17 protein-coding genes are annotated in these 17,803 nt (G+C 57.1%); 7 read left to right on the top strand and 10 right to left on the bottom strand.

The features are described from left to right. Position 1 precedes the first annotated feature (1 nt). From thiL to H8K04_04415, 3 genes are read left to right on the top strand one after another with little or no spacing between them, the layout of a single operon-like run. Entirely contained in the window at positions 2-1,045 is a 1,044-nt protein-coding gene (gene thiL, locus H8K04_04425) for a thiamine-phosphate kinase (GenBank protein UVT16805.1), read from the top strand. Beyond that, complete coding sequence (locus H8K04_04420; GenBank protein ID UVT16804.1) at positions 1,045-1,560, top strand: DUF2062 domain-containing protein; 516 nt, start codon at positions 1,045-1,047, stop codon at positions 1,558-1,560. The genes thiL and H8K04_04420 overlap by 1 nt, the downstream gene beginning before the upstream one ends. 14 nt (positions 1,561-1,574) lie before the next feature. Further along, positions 1,575-2,993 carry an HD domain-containing protein gene (locus H8K04_04415; GenBank protein UVT16803.1) on the top strand — a complete coding sequence of 473 codons (1,419 nt, stop codon included), beginning with the start codon at positions 1,575-1,577 and terminating at the stop codon, positions 2,991-2,993. Between the two features lie 69 nt (positions 2,994-3,062). Here the strand turns inward: H8K04_04415 and H8K04_04410 are convergent, their stop codons facing one another. Continuing rightward, entirely contained in the window at positions 3,063-3,830 is a 768-nt protein-coding gene (locus H8K04_04410; GenBank protein UVT16802.1) for a hypothetical protein, read from the bottom strand. Positions 3,831-4,065: 235 nt separating this feature from the next. Here H8K04_04410 and H8K04_04405 point away from each other — a divergent pair, with 235 nt between their 5' ends. The 3 genes from H8K04_04405 (at position 4,066) to H8K04_04395 (ending at position 6,558) form a co-directional block, all read left to right on the top strand. Beyond that, on the top strand, positions 4,066-4,437 hold the full coding sequence (locus H8K04_04405; GenBank protein ID UVT16801.1) for a hypothetical protein: 372 nt from the start codon (positions 4,066-4,068) through the stop codon (positions 4,435-4,437). 63 nt (positions 4,438-4,500) lie between these two features. Continuing rightward, positions 4,501-4,818, top strand: coding sequence for a hypothetical protein (locus H8K04_04400; protein ID UVT16800.1), 318 nt, complete (start codon positions 4,501-4,503; stop codon positions 4,816-4,818). Positions 4,819-5,319: 501 nt separating this feature from the next. After that, entirely contained in the window at positions 5,320-6,558 is a 1,239-nt protein-coding gene (locus H8K04_04395) for an epoxide hydrolase (protein ID UVT16799.1), read from the top strand. Between the two features lie 401 nt (positions 6,559-6,959). Here H8K04_04395 and H8K04_04390 read toward each other — a convergent pair whose 3' ends face one another. Continuing rightward, positions 6,960-7,679 carry a caspase family protein gene (locus tag H8K04_04390; protein UVT16798.1) on the bottom strand — a complete coding sequence of 240 codons (720 nt, stop codon included), beginning with the start codon at positions 7,677-7,679 and terminating at the stop codon, positions 6,960-6,962. Between the two features lie 1,100 nt (positions 7,680-8,779). Between H8K04_04390 and H8K04_04385 the strand changes: the two genes are divergently transcribed. After that, positions 8,780-9,166 carry a hypothetical protein gene (locus H8K04_04385; GenBank protein UVT16797.1) on the top strand — a complete coding sequence of 129 codons (387 nt, stop codon included), beginning with the start codon at positions 8,780-8,782 and terminating at the stop codon, positions 9,164-9,166. Between the two features lie 234 nt (positions 9,167-9,400). On the opposite strand, the gene H8K04_04380 is transcribed toward H8K04_04385, so the two are convergent. The 8 genes from H8K04_04380 to thiE form a co-directional block, all read right to left on the bottom strand. After that, the gene (locus H8K04_04380; GenBank protein ID UVT16796.1) at positions 9,401-9,664 is read right to left on the bottom strand and encodes a hypothetical protein; all 264 of its coding nucleotides are present in this window, start codon (positions 9,662-9,664) and stop codon (positions 9,401-9,403) included. A gap of 91 nt (positions 9,665-9,755) precedes the next feature. Next, positions 9,756-10,751 carry a M23 family metallopeptidase gene (locus H8K04_04375; protein UVT16795.1) on the bottom strand — a complete coding sequence of 332 codons (996 nt, stop codon included), beginning with the start codon at positions 10,749-10,751 and terminating at the stop codon, positions 9,756-9,758. Further along, positions 10,748-12,124, bottom strand: a complete 1,377-nt coding sequence (gene pafA / locus H8K04_04370) for a Pup--protein ligase (protein ID UVT16794.1) — start codon at positions 12,122-12,124, stop codon at positions 10,748-10,750. Before pafA ends, H8K04_04375 begins: the two co-directional genes overlap by 4 nt. 91 nt (positions 12,125-12,215) lie before the next feature. Then, positions 12,216-12,902: a proteasome subunit alpha gene (gene prcA / locus H8K04_04365; protein ID UVT16793.1), complete on the bottom strand. Its 687-nt coding sequence runs from the start codon at positions 12,900-12,902 to the stop codon at positions 12,216-12,218. 2 nt (positions 12,903-12,904) lie between these two features. Further along, positions 12,905-13,720, bottom strand: a complete 816-nt coding sequence (prcB, locus tag H8K04_04360) for a proteasome subunit beta (protein UVT16792.1) — start codon at positions 13,718-13,720, stop codon at positions 12,905-12,907. A 23-nt stretch (positions 13,721-13,743) separates the two neighbouring features. Further along, the gene (locus H8K04_04355) at positions 13,744-15,243 is read right to left on the bottom strand and encodes a proteasome accessory factor PafA2 (protein ID UVT16791.1); all 1,500 of its coding nucleotides are present in this window, start codon (positions 15,241-15,243) and stop codon (positions 13,744-13,746) included. Positions 15,244-15,250: 7 nt separating this feature from the next. Then, positions 15,251-17,020, bottom strand: a complete 1,770-nt coding sequence (gene arc, locus H8K04_04350) for a proteasome ATPase (protein UVT16790.1) — start codon at positions 17,018-17,020, stop codon at positions 15,251-15,253. Between the two features lie 141 nt (positions 17,021-17,161). Next, positions 17,162-17,788: a thiamine phosphate synthase gene (gene thiE, locus H8K04_04345; protein UVT16789.1), complete on the bottom strand. Its 627-nt coding sequence runs from the start codon at positions 17,786-17,788 to the stop codon at positions 17,162-17,164. Positions 17,789-17,803: the final 15 nt, after the last annotated feature.

Raw genomic sequence — 17,803 nt, 5'->3', positions numbered from 1 at the left:
CGTGGCCCGTCGTAAGGCCAAACCAGCCCTCCAGGAATTTGCCCTGATCCGCGATCTCCAGCGCCGGTTTGCCCGGCAGACGTCAGGACTCGTCCAAGGCATCGGCGACGATGCGGCCGTGATTGCGACCTCCGCACCGGCGTGGTGGCACCTCACGACGGATTTGCTCGCTGAGGGCATCCATTTTGACTTGAAGTCCGCCGCTCCCGAGTCAGTCGGATATCGAGCCGCCATGGCCAACCTCAGCGATATTGCCGCGATGGGAGCAGTCCCTCGCTATCTGCTCGTTGCCCTTGCGATCCCGAAAACCATCACGCGGCCGCAGGTCGACGAGTTGTACGGAGGCTTGATGAAGGCCTGCCGGCTCTATGGAGTAGCCCTGGTCGGGGGAGATACGTCGGCATCCATGGCTGGACTTTTCCTCAGCATCACCCTGATCGGAACCAGCACCACACGCCGGGCACTGTTTCGTCATGGCGCAAAAGTGGGAGATCAGATTTTTGTCTCTGGCACGCTCGGAGATTCGCTCGCGGGTCTCCGGCTGTCGGCGCGCGGCACACGCTCCCGTTCCTCAGGCAAGCGGAACGCTGTCTTGTCCCGCTCCCATCGACAGTTTCTCATGCGTCGCCATTTCTATCCGACGGCCAGGGTCGCCGAAGGCCAGTGGCTCAACAGCGGCCGGCTGGCATCGGCCGCCATCGACGTGTCCGACGGCCTCTCCGGCGATCTCCGGCACATCTGCGAGGAAAGTCGTGTCGGCGCGGAGGTGGACCTCGGTAAGATACCGATCTCGCCGGCCTGCCGCGCCTATGCTCAGACCGTTGGAGTCTCGCCGGTTCAACTCGCGCTCACCGGAGGTGAAGACTACGAACTCTTGTTCACCGCTTCGCCGAAGCATCGCGAACTCATCGAGCGGGAGGCCCGCACGCGAGGCTATCGCGTGACCTGCATCGGCACGATCCGCCCGCAGCAGTTTGGAATGCAGATGACATCCGATGGCCGGATCCTGCCCATGCCGGCAACCAGCTACGAGCATTTCTACTGATGTCCGATGTGAGCCAACACCCCTCTTCTCGAAAGACTCGATCATTCCGCGCGTTGCTGCGACAAGTGCTCCATTTGCAGGAGTCCCCCCAACGCACTGCACTGGCGTTCGCGGTCGGTGTCTTCATCGCGTTCTCGCCGGCGTATGGTCTTCACACCGCCATGGCGGTGCTCTGCACCTGGCTGTTCGGTCTCAATTTGATCGCCCTGCTCGCCGGCGCCTTCGTCAACAATCCGTGGACCATCATTCCAATCATGGGTGCCACCTATTGGACCGGCGCATTGCTCTTGGGACGGACCGATGCACCGAATTTCGATTGGCATGATTTGAGTTTCAGCGGCATTTACGAGCAAGTGCTTCCGTACGCCGCTCCCTTCATCCTGGGAGGGCTCGTGCTGAGCGTGCTGGGTGCCTTGCTATCCTACCCGGCCGCGTATCTCCTCGTGGTCAAACACCGAAGAGAGCCGGACATGCCCGCGGCCAAACCGTTGCCGCCTTCGGACCAGGTGGGCTAAGATGCTCACTCGCTATGGAATCAGCAGACCGACCGAACGCTCCATATGATGGATCGGCACTCATTGCCGATCCGATCCACAAGTACGTCACGTTCACCGTTCCTTACGCCGACCCGGACCCCCACGAGCATACCGAGAAGGACCTGATCGATTCGCCCTGGGTTCAGCGGCTGCGGTACATCTACCAGCTGCAGAGTGCCCGGTGGGTCTATCCCTCGGCCGAGCATACCCGATTCGTCCACTCCTTGGGGACGATGCACGTGGCGGGGCGATTCGCCAAACATCTGTACCCGTTTCTCAAGAAAGCCGTCAAAGAGGTGCCGTCGGCCAACTATGTGGAAGAGCTCTTACGGGTGACGGCCTTGGTTCACGATATCGGGCACGGACCGTTTTGCCATTTCTTCGATGACAACTATCTCCATGCCTTCGGCCTGACGCATGAACGGTTGGGGCAGATCATCATCCGGGAACATTTGGCACCGCTGATCAAGAAAATCCGCCGGAGCCCCTCAGGCCCTTTCGCGAAGGGCGAAGAGCTGAATCCGGACCAGATCGCCCATCTGATCCTCAAAGAAAAAGGGAAAGATAATTCCCGACTCCCTCGATGGCTGAACATGCTCCAGCCCGTGATTTCCGGGAGCTATACCGGAGACAATCTGGACTACGTCTTGAGGGATTCATATATGTGCGGCGTGGCGGTGGGTCCAGTCGATCTGACACGGTTGATTCATTACACGATCGTGACCGAGAAAGGGTTCACGATTCACAAGACCGGACTCCCGGCACTCCAAATGTTCCTGAACACCAGGATGTATCTCTACTCCAACGTCTATTTCCATCGCACTACCAGAGCGATCGACATCCATTTGCGGGACATCTTCGGCCAGACCATGAAGCTGCTCTGTCCCAACAACCCGCAAAAGCACATGGCCGATTATCGCACCCTGACGGACTGGTCGCTCTTGGAGGAGGTCCGCGGCTGGAAACAGTCTCGCCACAAAGCCCGCCGACAATTGGGGGATGAGTGGGCGAGAATCCTGGACCGCGACGTCAAATGGAAGATGGCCTACAGCACGACTTTGAAAGAAAAAGGGCAGGAACGCGGAATGGCATTCCCCAGCCATCGGCACTTTGAGCAGCAGATCATCAAAGAACTGCCGGCCGGTTTGAAGCGGCTCCCATTTCGGGTGGACATGGCCCTGTTGGACCCACGCCCCGATCCCAAGGATCGCCGTGGGAACGCCTTATACGTCTATGACCCTGGGACGGGCCAGGTTTCCGCCGAGCCGCTGGAAGAATTCTTGGATCTTCTTCCCACGAGACTCGTGCAGTTTCGGATTTATTCTCCCGACCACAATCACGACGCGATCCTGTCGCAAGCGGCCGCGACCGTGCTCAACAAGACACCGACCAGCCTCGAAACAAACTACTGATCGACCGGTTATCGAGTTTCGTTGTGATGACGTGCGGAAGAACACGAGGACTGTATCTGCTAGTCTCGGCTAAGCCGGGATCCTGAACGGCAGGCCTTTCATCAGCTGGGATTTTCTTGTCGTCATCATATCTCGCTGCTCGTCCGATGGGAAATGCGGACCGTGTTTGGTCGGCGGGAACCGATTCTCAAATCGGTCGATGACCTCAAGCGCTTCCGCCTCGTCGCCCGCTTCAAGCAGCAAGTGCATGAGGCGGAGGTAGGCCGGAACGAGAAACATCAAATGCCGGACTTCTTTCGACTCGTTCGCCACAAAGCGGTATCCCACGACCGAGACATCTTGATTGATCTTTTCATAGGAGAGCGCTTCGATCATATGGACGCCCAGACGATCTGTTTCCGCGCTGATACAACGCTCCCACTGGCCGTTCACCAAGGCCCGCACTTCTTCGGCTGACAACTGAATGCCGCCTTTTTTCATGTTCTTGCGCAGGTGCTCCAACACCCCTCGTGCTTCCAACCACCCTCCGTACAGTCCGACCAGCGCTCCGAGACAGGGAGTCGGTCGTTTACACTTCCCGGCAAGAGGAGAAAAGTGTTTCTTCGCCACCTGAGAGGGCAAGAACACTCGGCCGCTCGATTTCGCGCACACCTCGCAGATATGGTCTGCAGCAGGCGTGACATAGACATACATACGAATGCCGGAGCGATCGAAGATATCGACGGCAAGAATGCGACCGGCCATGATTTGCATCTGGTAGTACTGCCACACGACGAGTAGGCAGAGGATGGCCACCAAATGAACCGTTATGTCCGGAAATACCCACCCGTCAAGCATCGGCACGCTCCTCCACTCACAGGATTAATTGATAGACAATACCAACTATCAGACGAGTCGCCTAAAGAATTCGCTGTTTGATCAATGAGTACGGAGTCGTGCCGCCTTCGGCGGTTGAAGCGCGTGCTCCTCCACCCTCCGGCCCAGTGCCCCTTTCATTCTCGACTAAAACTGGCAAACATCATGCAGCACGTGCGTGATGACCTGGTCGTCATGTCAAACGAAGGAGGCGGCGATGGCCTTGACAGGGAAACCGATGATTGCGATTGTGGCGCTTTCAATGTGGTTGGCCGTTCCATGCCATGCCCAACTCGGGGCAGGCCGGCAGGATGCAGCCAACATCCTGAAGGGGATGCCTCCCGATGTCCTGGCAAAGGTCCAATCGCTGGCACAGATCCTCCAACAAGGGGTCAAGGACGGCAAACTCACGGACAGCGAGATCAAGCAAGGAATGATGTCGGGTCATCTTGGAGAGAAGTTACGGCAGCTGAGCCCGGAAGCAGAGCAACTACTCTCTGAGATCAGCTCAGCCTCGAAGGAAGGGAAGGGACCTGGGGAGGACAGCCTTATGCCGCTGCTCGGAGGATTGGGCATCTCGCCGGAATAAGAAAAACACTGAGGGAAAATCCGAGTGCCATCGCGGGAACGGCTGGGAGTATGATGCAGCATCATGGACACTCCCTCCGCCATGAGCCGCGCAGAGAAGGTAGCGCTCATCACACCCTGGATCAACCCTGAAGAACGGGTCACCGTCCAGTTTGATGATCAGCGCGATATCAACAGTGAGGTGCTCGCCTGCACCGAGCGGCTGGTGGATGTGGCGTTGGAAACGACCGTGCCGCACCTCAAACAGAAGCTGTCCCTCCCGCTCAGCGACGTCGAAGTCTCAGAGGACCCCACCCACTACACCCGTGATCCCGACAAGCCGTTACAATTCAAACGGCTGCTGCTGATCGTCAAAGGCAAACGCCCGGCGATTGTGTTTTGAGAGATCGCGGCTGGGAGCACCCTTAAGCTGCAACTGCCAAGACAACTTTGTTGACCCGCGGTTTAAGAAGCTTTTCAGCACCCTCCTCCAGCCTATTCACACTCATTTGGACTACGCATATCCAATAGTAATACTTGAACTCGATCTTGGCTGGAATAGGTCTGAGTAGGGTGGGCTTGAGTTCAATCTGAGCACGCTCAAATCTATGGCTTGACCCGCCATCTCGATGCGCCTAGCATCAGATCAGACGTTTCTGCCACGCTGACTGTGCCTCTCAATCCTTCGCGCTGTGTTTATCCTCGCGCGACCGATTCTCCAGTCTCCGCCGCTCCAACGCCTGGTTTGATCGTACCCGTGCAATGCACTCCAGTGCATCGGACACGTGCAGTACATAATTTCCTCCGTTACAGAAAGGCGGGTTCATGTGACGGGAGGACTGACGCAGATTGTCCACATCACATGGCATAAGCAACAACTTAACCCGTACTGTGGAGGTGTGCTATGACTCCCATTGTCCAAACCAGTCCTACACAAGCAGATAAGCAGCAGGCTGCTGACAAAGATACGATTCGTCCGTTTCGCGTGAATGTGCCGGAAGCGGAACTGGATGATATGCGTCGGCGGATCAACGCCACGCGGTTGCCCGAGAAAGAAACGGTCTCCGATTTTTCGCAAGGCGTGCAACTCGCTGTCATGCAAGCAGTCGCTCGGTATTGGGGCACTGATTATGACTGGCGCAAGATCGAGAGGAAATTGAATTCCTACCCGCAGTTCATCACCGAGATCGATGGGTTGGACATCCACTTCATTCACGTCCGCTCGAGACATGAAGATGCGATTCCGCTTATCGTTACCCACGGCTGGCCCGGCTCACCGATCGAGCAGCTGAAGATCATCGATCCGCTGACCAACCCCACGGCTCACGGCAGCAGCGCGTCGGACGCCTTCCATGTGGTGATCCCGTCAATGGCCGGCTACGGGTTTTCCGGCAAGCCCACGACGCCGGGTTGGGACCCGGCTCGCATGGCGCAGGCATGGGTGAAGCTGATGAAGCGCCTCGGGTATAGCCGATTCGCGGCACAGGGCGGCGATTGGGGTGCATTCGTCACGAACTTGATGGCTGAACAGGCACCTCCGGAGTTGATCGGCATCCATCTGAACTTCGCCGGTACCGCGCCCCCTGACGTTGCCAAGGCGCTTCAGTCCGGCGGGCCACCGCCAGCGGGTCTCTCGGCTAAGGAGCAGCGGGCATACGACCAGATGGCGTTCCTTTACCAGCACGTCCCTACGCAGCTGATGATGGCCGCACATCCGCAAACCCTGTACGGGTTGGCGGACTCACCCGTCGCTCTTGCCGCCTGGATGATCGACCACGACGTGGCCAGCTACGACCATATCGCGAAACTCTTTCTCGATGGGAAGCCCTACGGCGATCTCACACGGGACGACATCCTCGACAACATCACCCTTTCCTGGTTGACGAACACGGGCGTGTCCAGCGCCCGGCTCTATCGGGAATACAAGGGCGCCTTCTTCAACGACTTCAACATCTCCGTTCCGGCAGCCGTAAGCGTTTTTCCTGAAGAGGTCTACCAAGCTCCGCGGAGCTGGACCGAGCGCGCCTTTCGCAACCTCATCCACTTCAACGAGCTTCCCAAGGGCGGCCACTTTGCAGCGTGGGAGCAGCCAGGACTCTTCGCAGAAGAGGTGCGCGCAGGTCTCAGATCGCTGCGCAAATAGCGTCAGAAGCGGATCGCTAGAGGCGCCGCCATCGGTGCGTGGCCGAACACTGGGGGGCAGACCTTATTAGCAGGTCCGTCCCCCAGTGCCTTATGAGTGAAATACCTCTGGGGGCAGGTCTTGCAATCACACATTAGGTCGCTCCGCGTGATTTAAACGGCGGCTTACAATGGTGTAGTAAATATTCAAGTGTGCGGCAAGCTCCGCCAGCCGATATCCATACTCGTTATACGTCGTGTGAATGGGTCTCGCCTGAGAAGCCCGACTCTGGGAGAACACCCGGAGCGGGGTGGACACACGTGTGTCTGTTGGCGGGGAATTTCCCGAATGACCCGATTGGGTTGATGGCGTTCAGGCCGAATATGAGATTGCATGACCTGACCCCTACCGAGTACTAGATTTCAAGTTCCGCGTTTTGGGCGGCTCCGGTTCACCACCTTGTTAGCGCTTCCCTGCGAAATGAGTGTACGACAACCCGCAAAGAATACGAAGTTGAGCCTACGGGCCCGGCATGCCGTGGCAATTCGATCGACTGATATGGCCTGGGTCCGTAGCCGCGCTGGTGAGCCCCTTCCGACCAGTGGGTAGTCGCCCGGCAGCAGGTAGACCCTGCCGTTCCATTCTGTTGCGTGACCGGTAGAGTAGACCACTGCGACATCGTGTTGCAGTGCCTGTCGACCAAAATTGTCCAGAGCGTCCAGAAGCGCGGCACGGCAAGGCGCAATACCTTGAACGACAGAAAACCCATGTGCAGCGAACATCTTAGCCAATCGTCTTTCGTCACATGCTGCGCCGGCTAGCGGCGCTAAGCCGTTATCCGAGTAGTTGGAAACCACTAGCAGTAGAGCACACCGGCTTTCCTGTCGAGAGCCGGGCGGAAGCTGAAAACTCCACAATAGTCGTTCGGGCCACCTCGTCCACTGTGGCACTTGGTGCCTCTTGCTACCGTTTATGGTCAGCGCTCGCAGCCGTGTGGGAAACTGCCGAAAGGAAACGCCTTCCGCATTTGCCAGCTGAATCAAAGCGGTCGCAAACGGATTACCACCGTGGGCGTCCTGGTCGATCGTGGTCCCGCCTGAACGAGTTGCGAAGATAATTGCTGGGTTACGACTTCGGGTCATGTTCGCCTGAACGCTAGCGTTGACGTTGGAGTTCAGCGGGTCGGTCGCACGTCATGCGAGCCGCGAGATACAAAAGACCCACGATCAAAATCCTGTGTATCGATCGTTATCGCAAGGTCCTCTTGTTCCGTCTGTTTACGCTCCAGTCAATGGCTGATCCAAAAACAATTGATTCTTGAAGCGACCTCGGTGTTTCTCTGAACCCAGCTGTGACTATTGTTTCCCACACTCCATCTGAAGTTGGACAGGCGGACACTTGACGCTTCCGTACGAGCAGAACACACAACAGTGACCAGGCTGTGGCCGCAGCCGTGATTGACATGACGGGCATTCAAAGAAGACGACGCATGCGTCAACCGGCATTTCTCGTTCCGTTCCCTTGCCGCAATTCGGGCATGTAATGACAGACCGATTCACTAATTCCATAACAGATAAGTTTCTCAGTGCGTATAGTTAAAAATGATTCGTTTTAAGCAGACTTTAGAATAGTCAAAACCCTTTGAGAAAGCGACTGCCGCTTGTTCTGAATTTACAGGGGTTTCGACGCGGGTTCCAGAATGATGCTCTAGCAGCTCCGATTCTGCGAGACCACTTCCCTCAAGACTTCTTCTCTTGTTCCCCCAAGACCTTCCCGGCACTCGGCCCGGTTTGCCGGAGCCCGATTGCCCCCATCATGCGATGCCGGCCGGCGCCGACTCTAACCTTGAGCAGGCCATTTCTTGAAGCTGCTGGGTATCCATACATTTGTAATATACGACTCATCCTATATCGCGATTCCGCACTTCACGCGCACAGGACGGGTGAATCGGCCTGCCATCCTGACTGGTTGCTCGTACTTGGCGTGATCGGCATCAGGCTGATCCAGGGCGCGTTCACAGAATTTTGTCCGGTGTATTTCCCGCTGGATAAGTCCTGTGCGCCGGAAACCGACGTCGGATTCCGAAGCGCTTGGGACCACTACACTTCGGCTCATACGACAGCCGGTCCAAGGGGAATCCCGAACTGTAGGTTGCCAATGCCCTTGTAGTCGTGCAATATCGTGCGCTACGATGTCATCGTAGGACCAGTCAGTTTAACGATACGTGGATAGGGAGGAAGTCATGAGGCAGAAGCACGTATTGACAGCCTTGGCGATCTTCGCGGTAACCGGAGCAGTCAACCATTCCGATAGCCTTGCCGAAGGTTGGCAAGGAGAGACGTTGATCCATAAGGTGGCCGATGCGTATTCCGGGATGTCTGGGCCAGGCGTCATGAGGCCCGATGCTGCAAGCTCCCCGCAGGGGTCCATGCCAAGTGATCAATCCAAGTATGGTTCACCCAGCAACGAAACCCGATACGGCACCAAGTCCTCTGACCCCTCCTCTCAGAAAGAATCGTCTGGAACCCCGACTTCGCCCTACAGTGAATCCATTTATGGAGGGGTTCCGACGACGCCGAGTGCTGATCCAGCGGTCAGAGAATTGAACCGTGACCCATCAATGAGGTAGAGGTGTGACTGCGCGAGAGTAGGGGGACTTCGCTCCGACCTGACGCCAATGCCATCAGTTTCCGAGTTTCGATAGTACCCTGGCCCCTTGCGAAATCGACCCCCGCTTTTTCGAAATGTACGGGGGTTTTCGACGCGAGTGCACGGAATGTGTTCGGTGAGAATTGCCTGCTGGATTTGGCAGAGATAGCTCCGGCGGCGATTCAACAGTTTCAATCCGCTGAGATCATTTCCCTCAAGGCTTTTTCTCTTGTTTTCCCAAGGCCTTCCCGACACTGGGCCCGGTTTCGTTGGTGTCTCCTTCATCCTTCGACGTCGGTGACTTGGATGCCTGTTCTTCTCGATGGCCGCTTATAAGTGCGGCGGCGATCAGGAGCTGAATGCCGATGAGGAGAAAGAAAAGTCCTCCCTTATGTTGCCCGGTATGCTCAGCGACCGAGAATCGCTGCGCGGCCAGCAGGAGGGAGAGCACCGAGAGGACACACAAGAAGATTCTCATGTCTCATGCCCCACACCCAAAAGGGTATGCCCACGGTGGGACGAGGTCAACCGGAAATCGTGGGGAAGAACAGAAATGAAACCGGTCGCAACTACGGAGTTGATGTACTCACACTGGGAGGAGCATCCGCGGCAGGCATTGGAACATCCGGCTGGGTCACACTCTTGAACGGGAGATCCAACAGGGCATAGGGATTCACGCGCGCACCGTTGAGCTTGACCCCCCAATGCAGATGGGGTCCCGTAGCCCGTCCGGTCGCCCCCACTTTTCCGACGGTCTGGCCGGCCTTCACGACATCACCAGGCTTCACGAGGACTTCGGACAGATGGAAATACATTGAATAAAACCCGAGCCCATGGTCAAGATAGACGCCTTTCCCGGAAAAGATATGCTCGACGGTGAGCCGCACGACACCATCATTCGTCGCCGCAACGACGGTGCCCAGCGGAGCGCCGATGTCTTCGCCATTGTGCGGATTGCGCGCCTGCCCGTTCATGATTCTGACACTTCCAAAAATCCCGGTTCGTTTCCCGCTCACCGGCTCCACAAAACCCGGCTGCCATAGTTTGCTCTGGGAATCCGTCGCCAACGCCTCCTTCACCTGCTCCTGCTCCGCTTTCCAGCGAGCCAAACTCTTGTCGTCCAAGTCCACTTTGTCTTTAGGCAGCGTGAGGTGCTCGATATGAAACTTCTCTTTCAGGACCACGACCTGGTACCGCAAGGTACGACTCTGTTCCCCGGTCCTTACCTCGACGGCCAGTTCATGATGTCCCGGCTCGTCCTGCAGATCGATCCCGAGCAATCCGACGAATCCTTTCGCTTCTTCAGGCCGAGTATCCGGGAAAAAGCTGAGGGAGCGGCCCAGGAACTGTCCCTGTACCTGGGTGACCGTATCATCGGCAGAAACCTTGATGACGAGGATTTGTCCCTGCTTTCCACGATATTGACCATCGAACCCTGAAGGAACCGGTAGGGAGCCTGAAAAGAGGTCGGTTGGAAGAGTGCCGGCGAGCAGAACGGCGGCGCCGAGCGCAACACGGCTCAGCAGGGCGCGGCAACGAGTGTTCAGCGCGCGCGTCGGCCTCATCGATAGAACCGCCCTCCGGATACTTGGGAAATCAATTCTTCGACGCGCCGATTGACTGCGCTGAAGGGGTCCATACAGAGGATCGTCTCCTCCCAATACCCGTTGAGTTTCAGGTACGTCCAATCCACGGTATAGGATCGATTCTTGGCGCGCGCGAATCGGATGAAGTCCCCGCGCACCTTGGCCCTCGTGGTTTGCGGCGGGGTGGACATCGCGCGTTGAACAGCCTCTTCCTCGACGACTCGTTCGATCAACCCACGAGACTCCATCAAGTAATACAGTCCCCGCGTCCGCTTCACATCGTGGTACTGCAAATCCAAGAGGAACACTCTGGGGTCGTCCCACCCGCAATTTTTCTTGTCCACGTAGGATTGGATCAAATGTTTCTTCGTGACCCAATCGATCTGATGCGTCAGCTGCATGGGATCGTCCTCCAACTGCTCGAGCACGGTCTCCCACTTGTCGCACACATCATCGAGAATGGGTTCGTGAGCCTGCTGGGTCAGGTATTCTCTGGCTCTCTTCAAGTAGACCCGTTGAATTTCGATCGCGGTCAATTGCCGGCCGTCATCGAGTTTGACTTTCTTTTTCAGGGTCGGATCGCGGGAAACCTCGCGGATGGCCTTGACGGAATCCTCCAGTTCCATCCCGTGTACCGTGTACCCTTCTTCGATCATCGACAGAACAAGCGCCGCCGTCCCCACCTTGAGGTAGGTCGCGTACTCGGACATGTTGGAATCCCCGACGATGATATGCAGCCTCCGATAGCGTTCCGCATCGGAATGGGGCTCATCGCGGGTGTTGATGATGCTCCTGGAGGACGTGGTCGATGACGACGTCTTTTCATGAATATGCTGGGCCCGTTGCGAGATGAAATACTGCGGCTTCCCGGATACTTTCAACACTTTTCCCGCCCCGCTGAACACCTGCCGGGTCACGAAGAACGGGATGAGCTGTTCCGTGACTTTCCAGAAGTCCACGTCGCGCCGCATCAGAAAGTTCTCATGGCATCCGTACGTGTTGCCAAGCGAATCCGTGTTGTTCTTGAAAATATAGATTTCTCCGGACAGCCCTTCCTCCCGAAGCCGCTCCTCGGCCGCGGGCAAACAGGCTTCCAGGAGCCGTTCTCCTGCCTTGTCATGAACCACGAGGTCGAGGATATTGTCACATTCGGGAGTGGAGTACTCGGGATGACAGCCGGTGTCTTGATAGAACCGCGCCCCGTTGACCAAAAACGCGTTGGACGGCCAGCTGTTCGGAATCAGTCCCTCGAAGATGTAGCCGAGGACTTTCTCCATCGGAAGATAGATACGACCGTTGGGAGAAAAAATGAGGCCGTACTCGTTTTCGAGGCCGAAGATTCTTTGTTTCATGGGACCCGGCGACGTCATGGAAGGCTTAGAAACAGATTACACGCCCGTCCGCGGATCTGCAACAAAGGGAGCCTCCTGCGAACGGCGGCGGTTAGGGAGAGAGGATGCGGCGAATGTCATTGATCGCCAACCGGCGGAACTTTCGCCCGATGCGGGTTCGATCCAGAACCGCGACTTCCAAACCTTCAGGCGGCAGCTTTTGATTCGCCGTCTGTTCAAGCGCCGTGACGCACAGCGTGAGCGCCGCGTCCAGAGATGGAGCCTGGCTCGGACTTTTTTCCTTCAGGACAGTCTGCACCGCTTCCGCCCTTCCGCCGATCACCGCAAAGTTCTTCTCATCGATGATGCTGCCGTCGAACGAAATACGGTAGATTTCATTCGGGTGGCTGTCGGTGCCGGCCTGGACCACCAGAATCTCCACCTCAAGCGGCTTCATCTCCTGACTGAAGACGGTCCCGAGACTTTGCGAGTACCCGTTCGCCAGCGAGCGGCCGGTGACATCCTCGCGGCTGTACATAAACCCTTTGAGGTCGGCGTGGCGGATTCCCGCCTTTCGAAGGTTCTCAAACTCGCTGTATTTGCCCGCTCCCGCAAACGCGATGTTGTCGTAGATTTCGGAAACTTTGTGCAGCGACGCGCTCGGATTATCCGCGGTCAAGAGGATGCCGTCGACATATTCCATCGCAATGATCGAACGACCTTTGGCAATCCCCTTCCTGGCATACTCAGCCTTGTCCTGCATCATCTGTTCAGGGGATACGTAATAGGGCATCGGCATGACTACGTCTCCCTTGAACGACGGACGGCGATCATCTCGTCGTAGACGGCTTTGAGTTGGTCGTCCGGAACATCGGTGATGCCTTGAGCGGTCACCAACTTGGCCGTCGGATAAATCCCTCGGATCAGATCCGGTCCACCCGTCCCGACATCATCATCGGCCGCATTGTAGAGCGCCAGCAACGCCAGCCTGAGCGCTTCTTGCTCGGAAAGGTTCTTCCGGAAATGCTCGCGCATGGTGTTACGGGCGTCTTTGCCTCCGGACCCGATGGCATGGTAGTCGGATTCTTCATACCTCCCACCGGTGATGTCGTACTTGAAGATACGCCCTTCGCGCCGCTTCTCGTCGTAGCCGACGTACAGCGGCATCACGACGAGCCCCTGGAACACCATCGGCAGGTTGGCCTTGACCATCTGGCCGAGCTTGTTCGCCTTTCCTTCACACGAAAGCGGCATCCCTTCCAGCTTTTCGTAATGTTCCAGTTCGGTCTGAAACAATTTGGCCATCTCGATGCACGGGCCGGCTGCGCCGGCGATGGCCATGGCCGACCATTCGTCGATCTTGAACACCTTTTCGATACGGCGGTCCGCGATCTGAAATCCTTCGGTGGCTCGCCGATCACCGGCAATCACGACTCCCTGTTGAGACTTGAGCGCCAAGACCGTCGTCGCATGCGGAACGGACATTGCCCCTGGGACTCGCATGTGCTCGGGCACCGGTGCGAGGCTTTGGCTTCCCAGCGTCAACCCCGGATAATGTTTGGAGATCAAGTCGAAAAAGCTGGAGTCGTCGTGATCGGGAAGATATGGCAGCTTCATTGTGGGCTTGGCACCGTCATCCGTCAAACCCGGAGCTTTGCAAGCAGCGCTTCTACCGAGTCGGTCGTATCGAGCAGTTCCCGCGTCAACGTCTGAGTGCCACGATGCGGGTCCATGAGAGGGACTTTCTTGATCGTCGTATCGCCCGCATCGAACAGCACGGACGTCCAACTCGCGCCGTAGAGCGACTTCGCGAACTTGCTGACACAGCGCCCACGGAAATAGGCTCTGGTTCCGGTCGGCGGATTCAACTCGGCGCGCTGAATCTCTTCGCCCTCAACGATCCGTTCGATGAGATTGCTGCGTTCCAACGTGTAAAATAACCCTTTCTCGGGACGAACATCATGGTATTGGAGATCCATCAGCTTCATTCGCGGGTCATCCCATCCGCACCCTTTACGTTCCATATAGGATTCGATCATATGACGCTTGGCCACCCAATCCAGCTCGCGAACCAGCAATCGTGGATCGCGATCGAGCTTGTTCAAGACATCCTCCCAGCGGAGCAACACATCCTGAACGGACGGATTGGGAGCCTGCGACGAGTAAAAGCTCTTGGCCGCTTGCAGGTAGGCCCGTTGAACAGCGAGCGCCGTTGTGGGCCTCCCACCGGCCAGTTTAATCGTCTCCTTCACGTCCAAGTCGCGTGAGACTTGCTTGAACACCCGAACGGGTTCATCGAGCTCCAGCTGAGGCAAGTCGGTTCCCGCTTCGAGGAGATGGAGGACGATGTCCAAGGTTCCGACCTTGAGATACGTGGACACCTCGGCCATATTGGCGTCGCCCGTAATGACATGCAGTCTCCGAAATCTTGCGGCATCGGCATGCGGCTCGTCGCGCGTATTGATGATCGGGCGTTTGACCATCGTATTGAGGTCCATGAGGCATTCGAAAAAGTCGGCGCGCTGCGAAATCTGATACTCCACCGGGTTGGTCTGGTTTTCGGCCCCGACTTTTCCGGCCCCGGCGAAAATCGGTCTCGTCACGAGGAACGGCGTCAACACCCTGGCGATCTTGTCGAACGACACGGCTCTCGATACTAAATAGTTTTCATGGTACCCGTAGCTGTTGCCTTTGCCGTCGGAATTATTCTTGTACAGCACATACTGTTCGGCCCCTCGCGCCCGGGCCATCTCCTGAAGACATTTGGCGAGGATCCGCTCTCCGACACGTTCAAAGGCCACCACCTCCCGGGCGTTTGAACACTCCGGAGTCGAGTACTCGGGATGCGCTCCGTCCACGTACAAGCGTCCGCCGTTCGCCAGCACTTTATTCAACTGCCGATTGTAGTCGGGGTTGGGCCGCTCACGTTCGCCATCGACCTCGAAACCCCGGGCGTCCAAGAGAGGGTTCTCGTTCTCGTAATCCCAAATCGCCCCGGGAGCCGGCAGTCCCGGATAGTGTCCGATCACGGCAAATGAACCGGAGACCGGATCCATCGCGGACGGATCTTTCGCCGCGATGCCGAACTCAGTTTCCGTGCCGAGCACTCGCGCGCGATTCGTCGGAATGTGTTCTTGCATAGGCTAGTTAGAGATAGTGGCCGGTACTGATGGTTTCGATCTGCCGATGTTCCGCCGGGCCACCGCTGATGGTCCGAATATGAATGATCTTTTCGCCCTTCTTCCCGGCGACTTTCGCCCAATCATCCGGATTGGTCGTATTGGGAAGATCCTCATGCTCCTTGAACTCTTCACGGATGGCGCGGACCAAGTCCTCCGAGCGCAGCCCGACGCCCTCTTGTGCGATCACGCGCTTCACGGCAAACTTTTTCGCGCGCGAGACAATCCCTTCGATGAGCGCTCCGCTGGCGAAGTCCCGGAAGTACAGCACTTCTTTTTCGCCGTTGGCGTAGGTCACTTCGATGAACTTGTTTTCTTCGCTGGCGGCGTACATGGTCTCGACCGTCAGCGACGTCAATCGCTCTACCAACGCCAGTCGATCTCCTCCATGACGCTCCAGATCTTCGGCGGCGAAGGGAAGATCCGTGGAGATGTACTTCGAGAAAATGTCCCGGGCCGCCGTAGCGTCCGGCCGGCCCACCTTGACTTTGACGTCCAGCCGGCCGGCACGAAGCACGGCGGGATCGATCAAATCCTGACGGTTGCTCGCCCCGATGACGATCACGTTGCGCAATCGCTCCACTCCGTCGATCTCAGAGAGAAACTGGGGGACGATCGTCGACTCGATGTCGGACGACACTCCCGTACCGCGGGTCCGGAAAAGCGCATCCATCTCATCAAAAAAGACGATAACCGGATGGCCGTCCTCGGCCCGCTCTTTCGCTTTCTTGAACACTTCGCGCACCTGACGCTCAGACTCCCCTACATACTTATTGAGCAGTTCAGGGCCTTTCACATGAAGAAAGTAACTTCGAATCACTTTGCCCGCCAGATGGCCCAGCTTCTTGGCGATCGAGTTGGCGACGGCCTTGGCGATCAGCGTCTTTCCGCAACCGGGTGGGCCATAGAGCAGGACGCCTTTGGGCGCACTGAGTTTGTACTCCGAAAAAATCTGTGGATGCAGGAAGGGCAGCTCAACGGCATCACGCACCTGTTCCAGTTCTTTCTGGAGACCGCCGATGTGCTCATAGTCGACATCCGGGACTTCTTCCAACACAAGCTCTTCCGCTTCAGACTTGGGCAATTTTTCGATGACATACCCGGAACGGGGATCATACAAGAGATGGTCGCCCACGCTCAGCCGCTCTGCAAGCAGGGGGTCACCGAGTTCCGCCACTTTCTCCTCATCGAAATGGAGCGTGACCAAGGCCCGTCCCCCTTCCAGCACATCTTTCAGCCGAACGACTTCCCCCTGGCTGTCGAACCCCTTGACTTCGATCACGTTCAGCGCCTCGTTGAGGACGACTTCTCGTCCCTTCCGCAATTCAGTAGGCTTGATCGACGGATGGAGGCTCACCTTCATTTTTCGCCCCGACACATACACATTGCCCGTCCCGTCCGTGTTCATGCTGGAAAAAATGGCATACGCCGACGGCGGTGCCGTCAATTTCTCCACTTCAGTCCGCAACGCTTCGATCTGAGCCTTCGCTTCCTGCAGCGTCGTGACGAGCTTTTCGTTCTGTTTATTTGCCTGCTCGAGCTGATAGCGTGATTGATAGAGCCGACGGATCTCTTCTTCCATCGACTGAATCTGAACGCGAAGCTTGTCGAGTTCACGAACGTGTTCGTCGTTCTTGTGAGTCATGTCTCCATCACCTTCGGACAGTCGCTTCGTAATCTTCTTGACAGAATCTCGGAGGGACCGGAGTCGATTTGGCTGACCCTTGCTTTCCGCCATATCGAGACGACACGAATAGCTCGTAACGATGGATGAACGCGTAAACCTAAGCCTGTGCCCGGATTCTAACACCCGACCTAGGGGTGGTCAACTCCAACGGGTGATCTCACACAACGGACATCCACCGTACGTGACAACAGCTCACGTCTCGAGAGCCTCTCTGAACTCCCGCACAGCCGCGCCGATGTCGTCACGAGTCAGCAGCGCTCCGATCACGGCGACTCCGTGCGCACCGGCTCGACGAACGTCGCGCACCCGTTCACTCGTCATCCCTCCGATGGCGAAGACGGGAATTCTCGATTGGCGGCAGACATCGGACAGACGATCCAGTCCGAGGGGAGGCCCGAATGAACGCTTCGATGGAGTATCGAAAATCGGACCAAACACCACGTAGTCGGCACCGCCATGATTCGCAGATCGAACTTCTTCGACGGAATGGGTAGAGACTCCGATCAATCGATGCGGACCGATCACCCGACGCACGGCTACGGACGGCAAACTGTCGGCGCGAAGATGAACCCCGTCCCAATCCAACGCCATCAGGAGATCGACCCGATCGTTCATGATCAAGGACACCGAGCCCGGCTTCGTCACCGCCTGAATATCCTGCGCCAATCGCAGCAGCTCATTCGTCGAGAGATCGCGCTCCCGTAGCTGGACAGCGGGCAACCCGGCGCCGACTGCCTGTCGGATAAGAGAGGGAAGGGATCGATCGCCTGCTTGAGTCCTGTCGCTCACAAGCAGGAGACGGAAATTAACGGACGGCATGTCCAAAGAAAGTAC

It is taken from the genome of Nitrospira sp. (assembly GCA_024760525.1).
Lineage (GTDB): Bacteria > Nitrospirota > Nitrospiria > Nitrospirales > Nitrospiraceae > Nitrospira_D.
The sequence above is the reverse complement of the archived record's forward strand: the minus strand, read 5'-3'. Positions and strand labels throughout refer to the sequence as shown.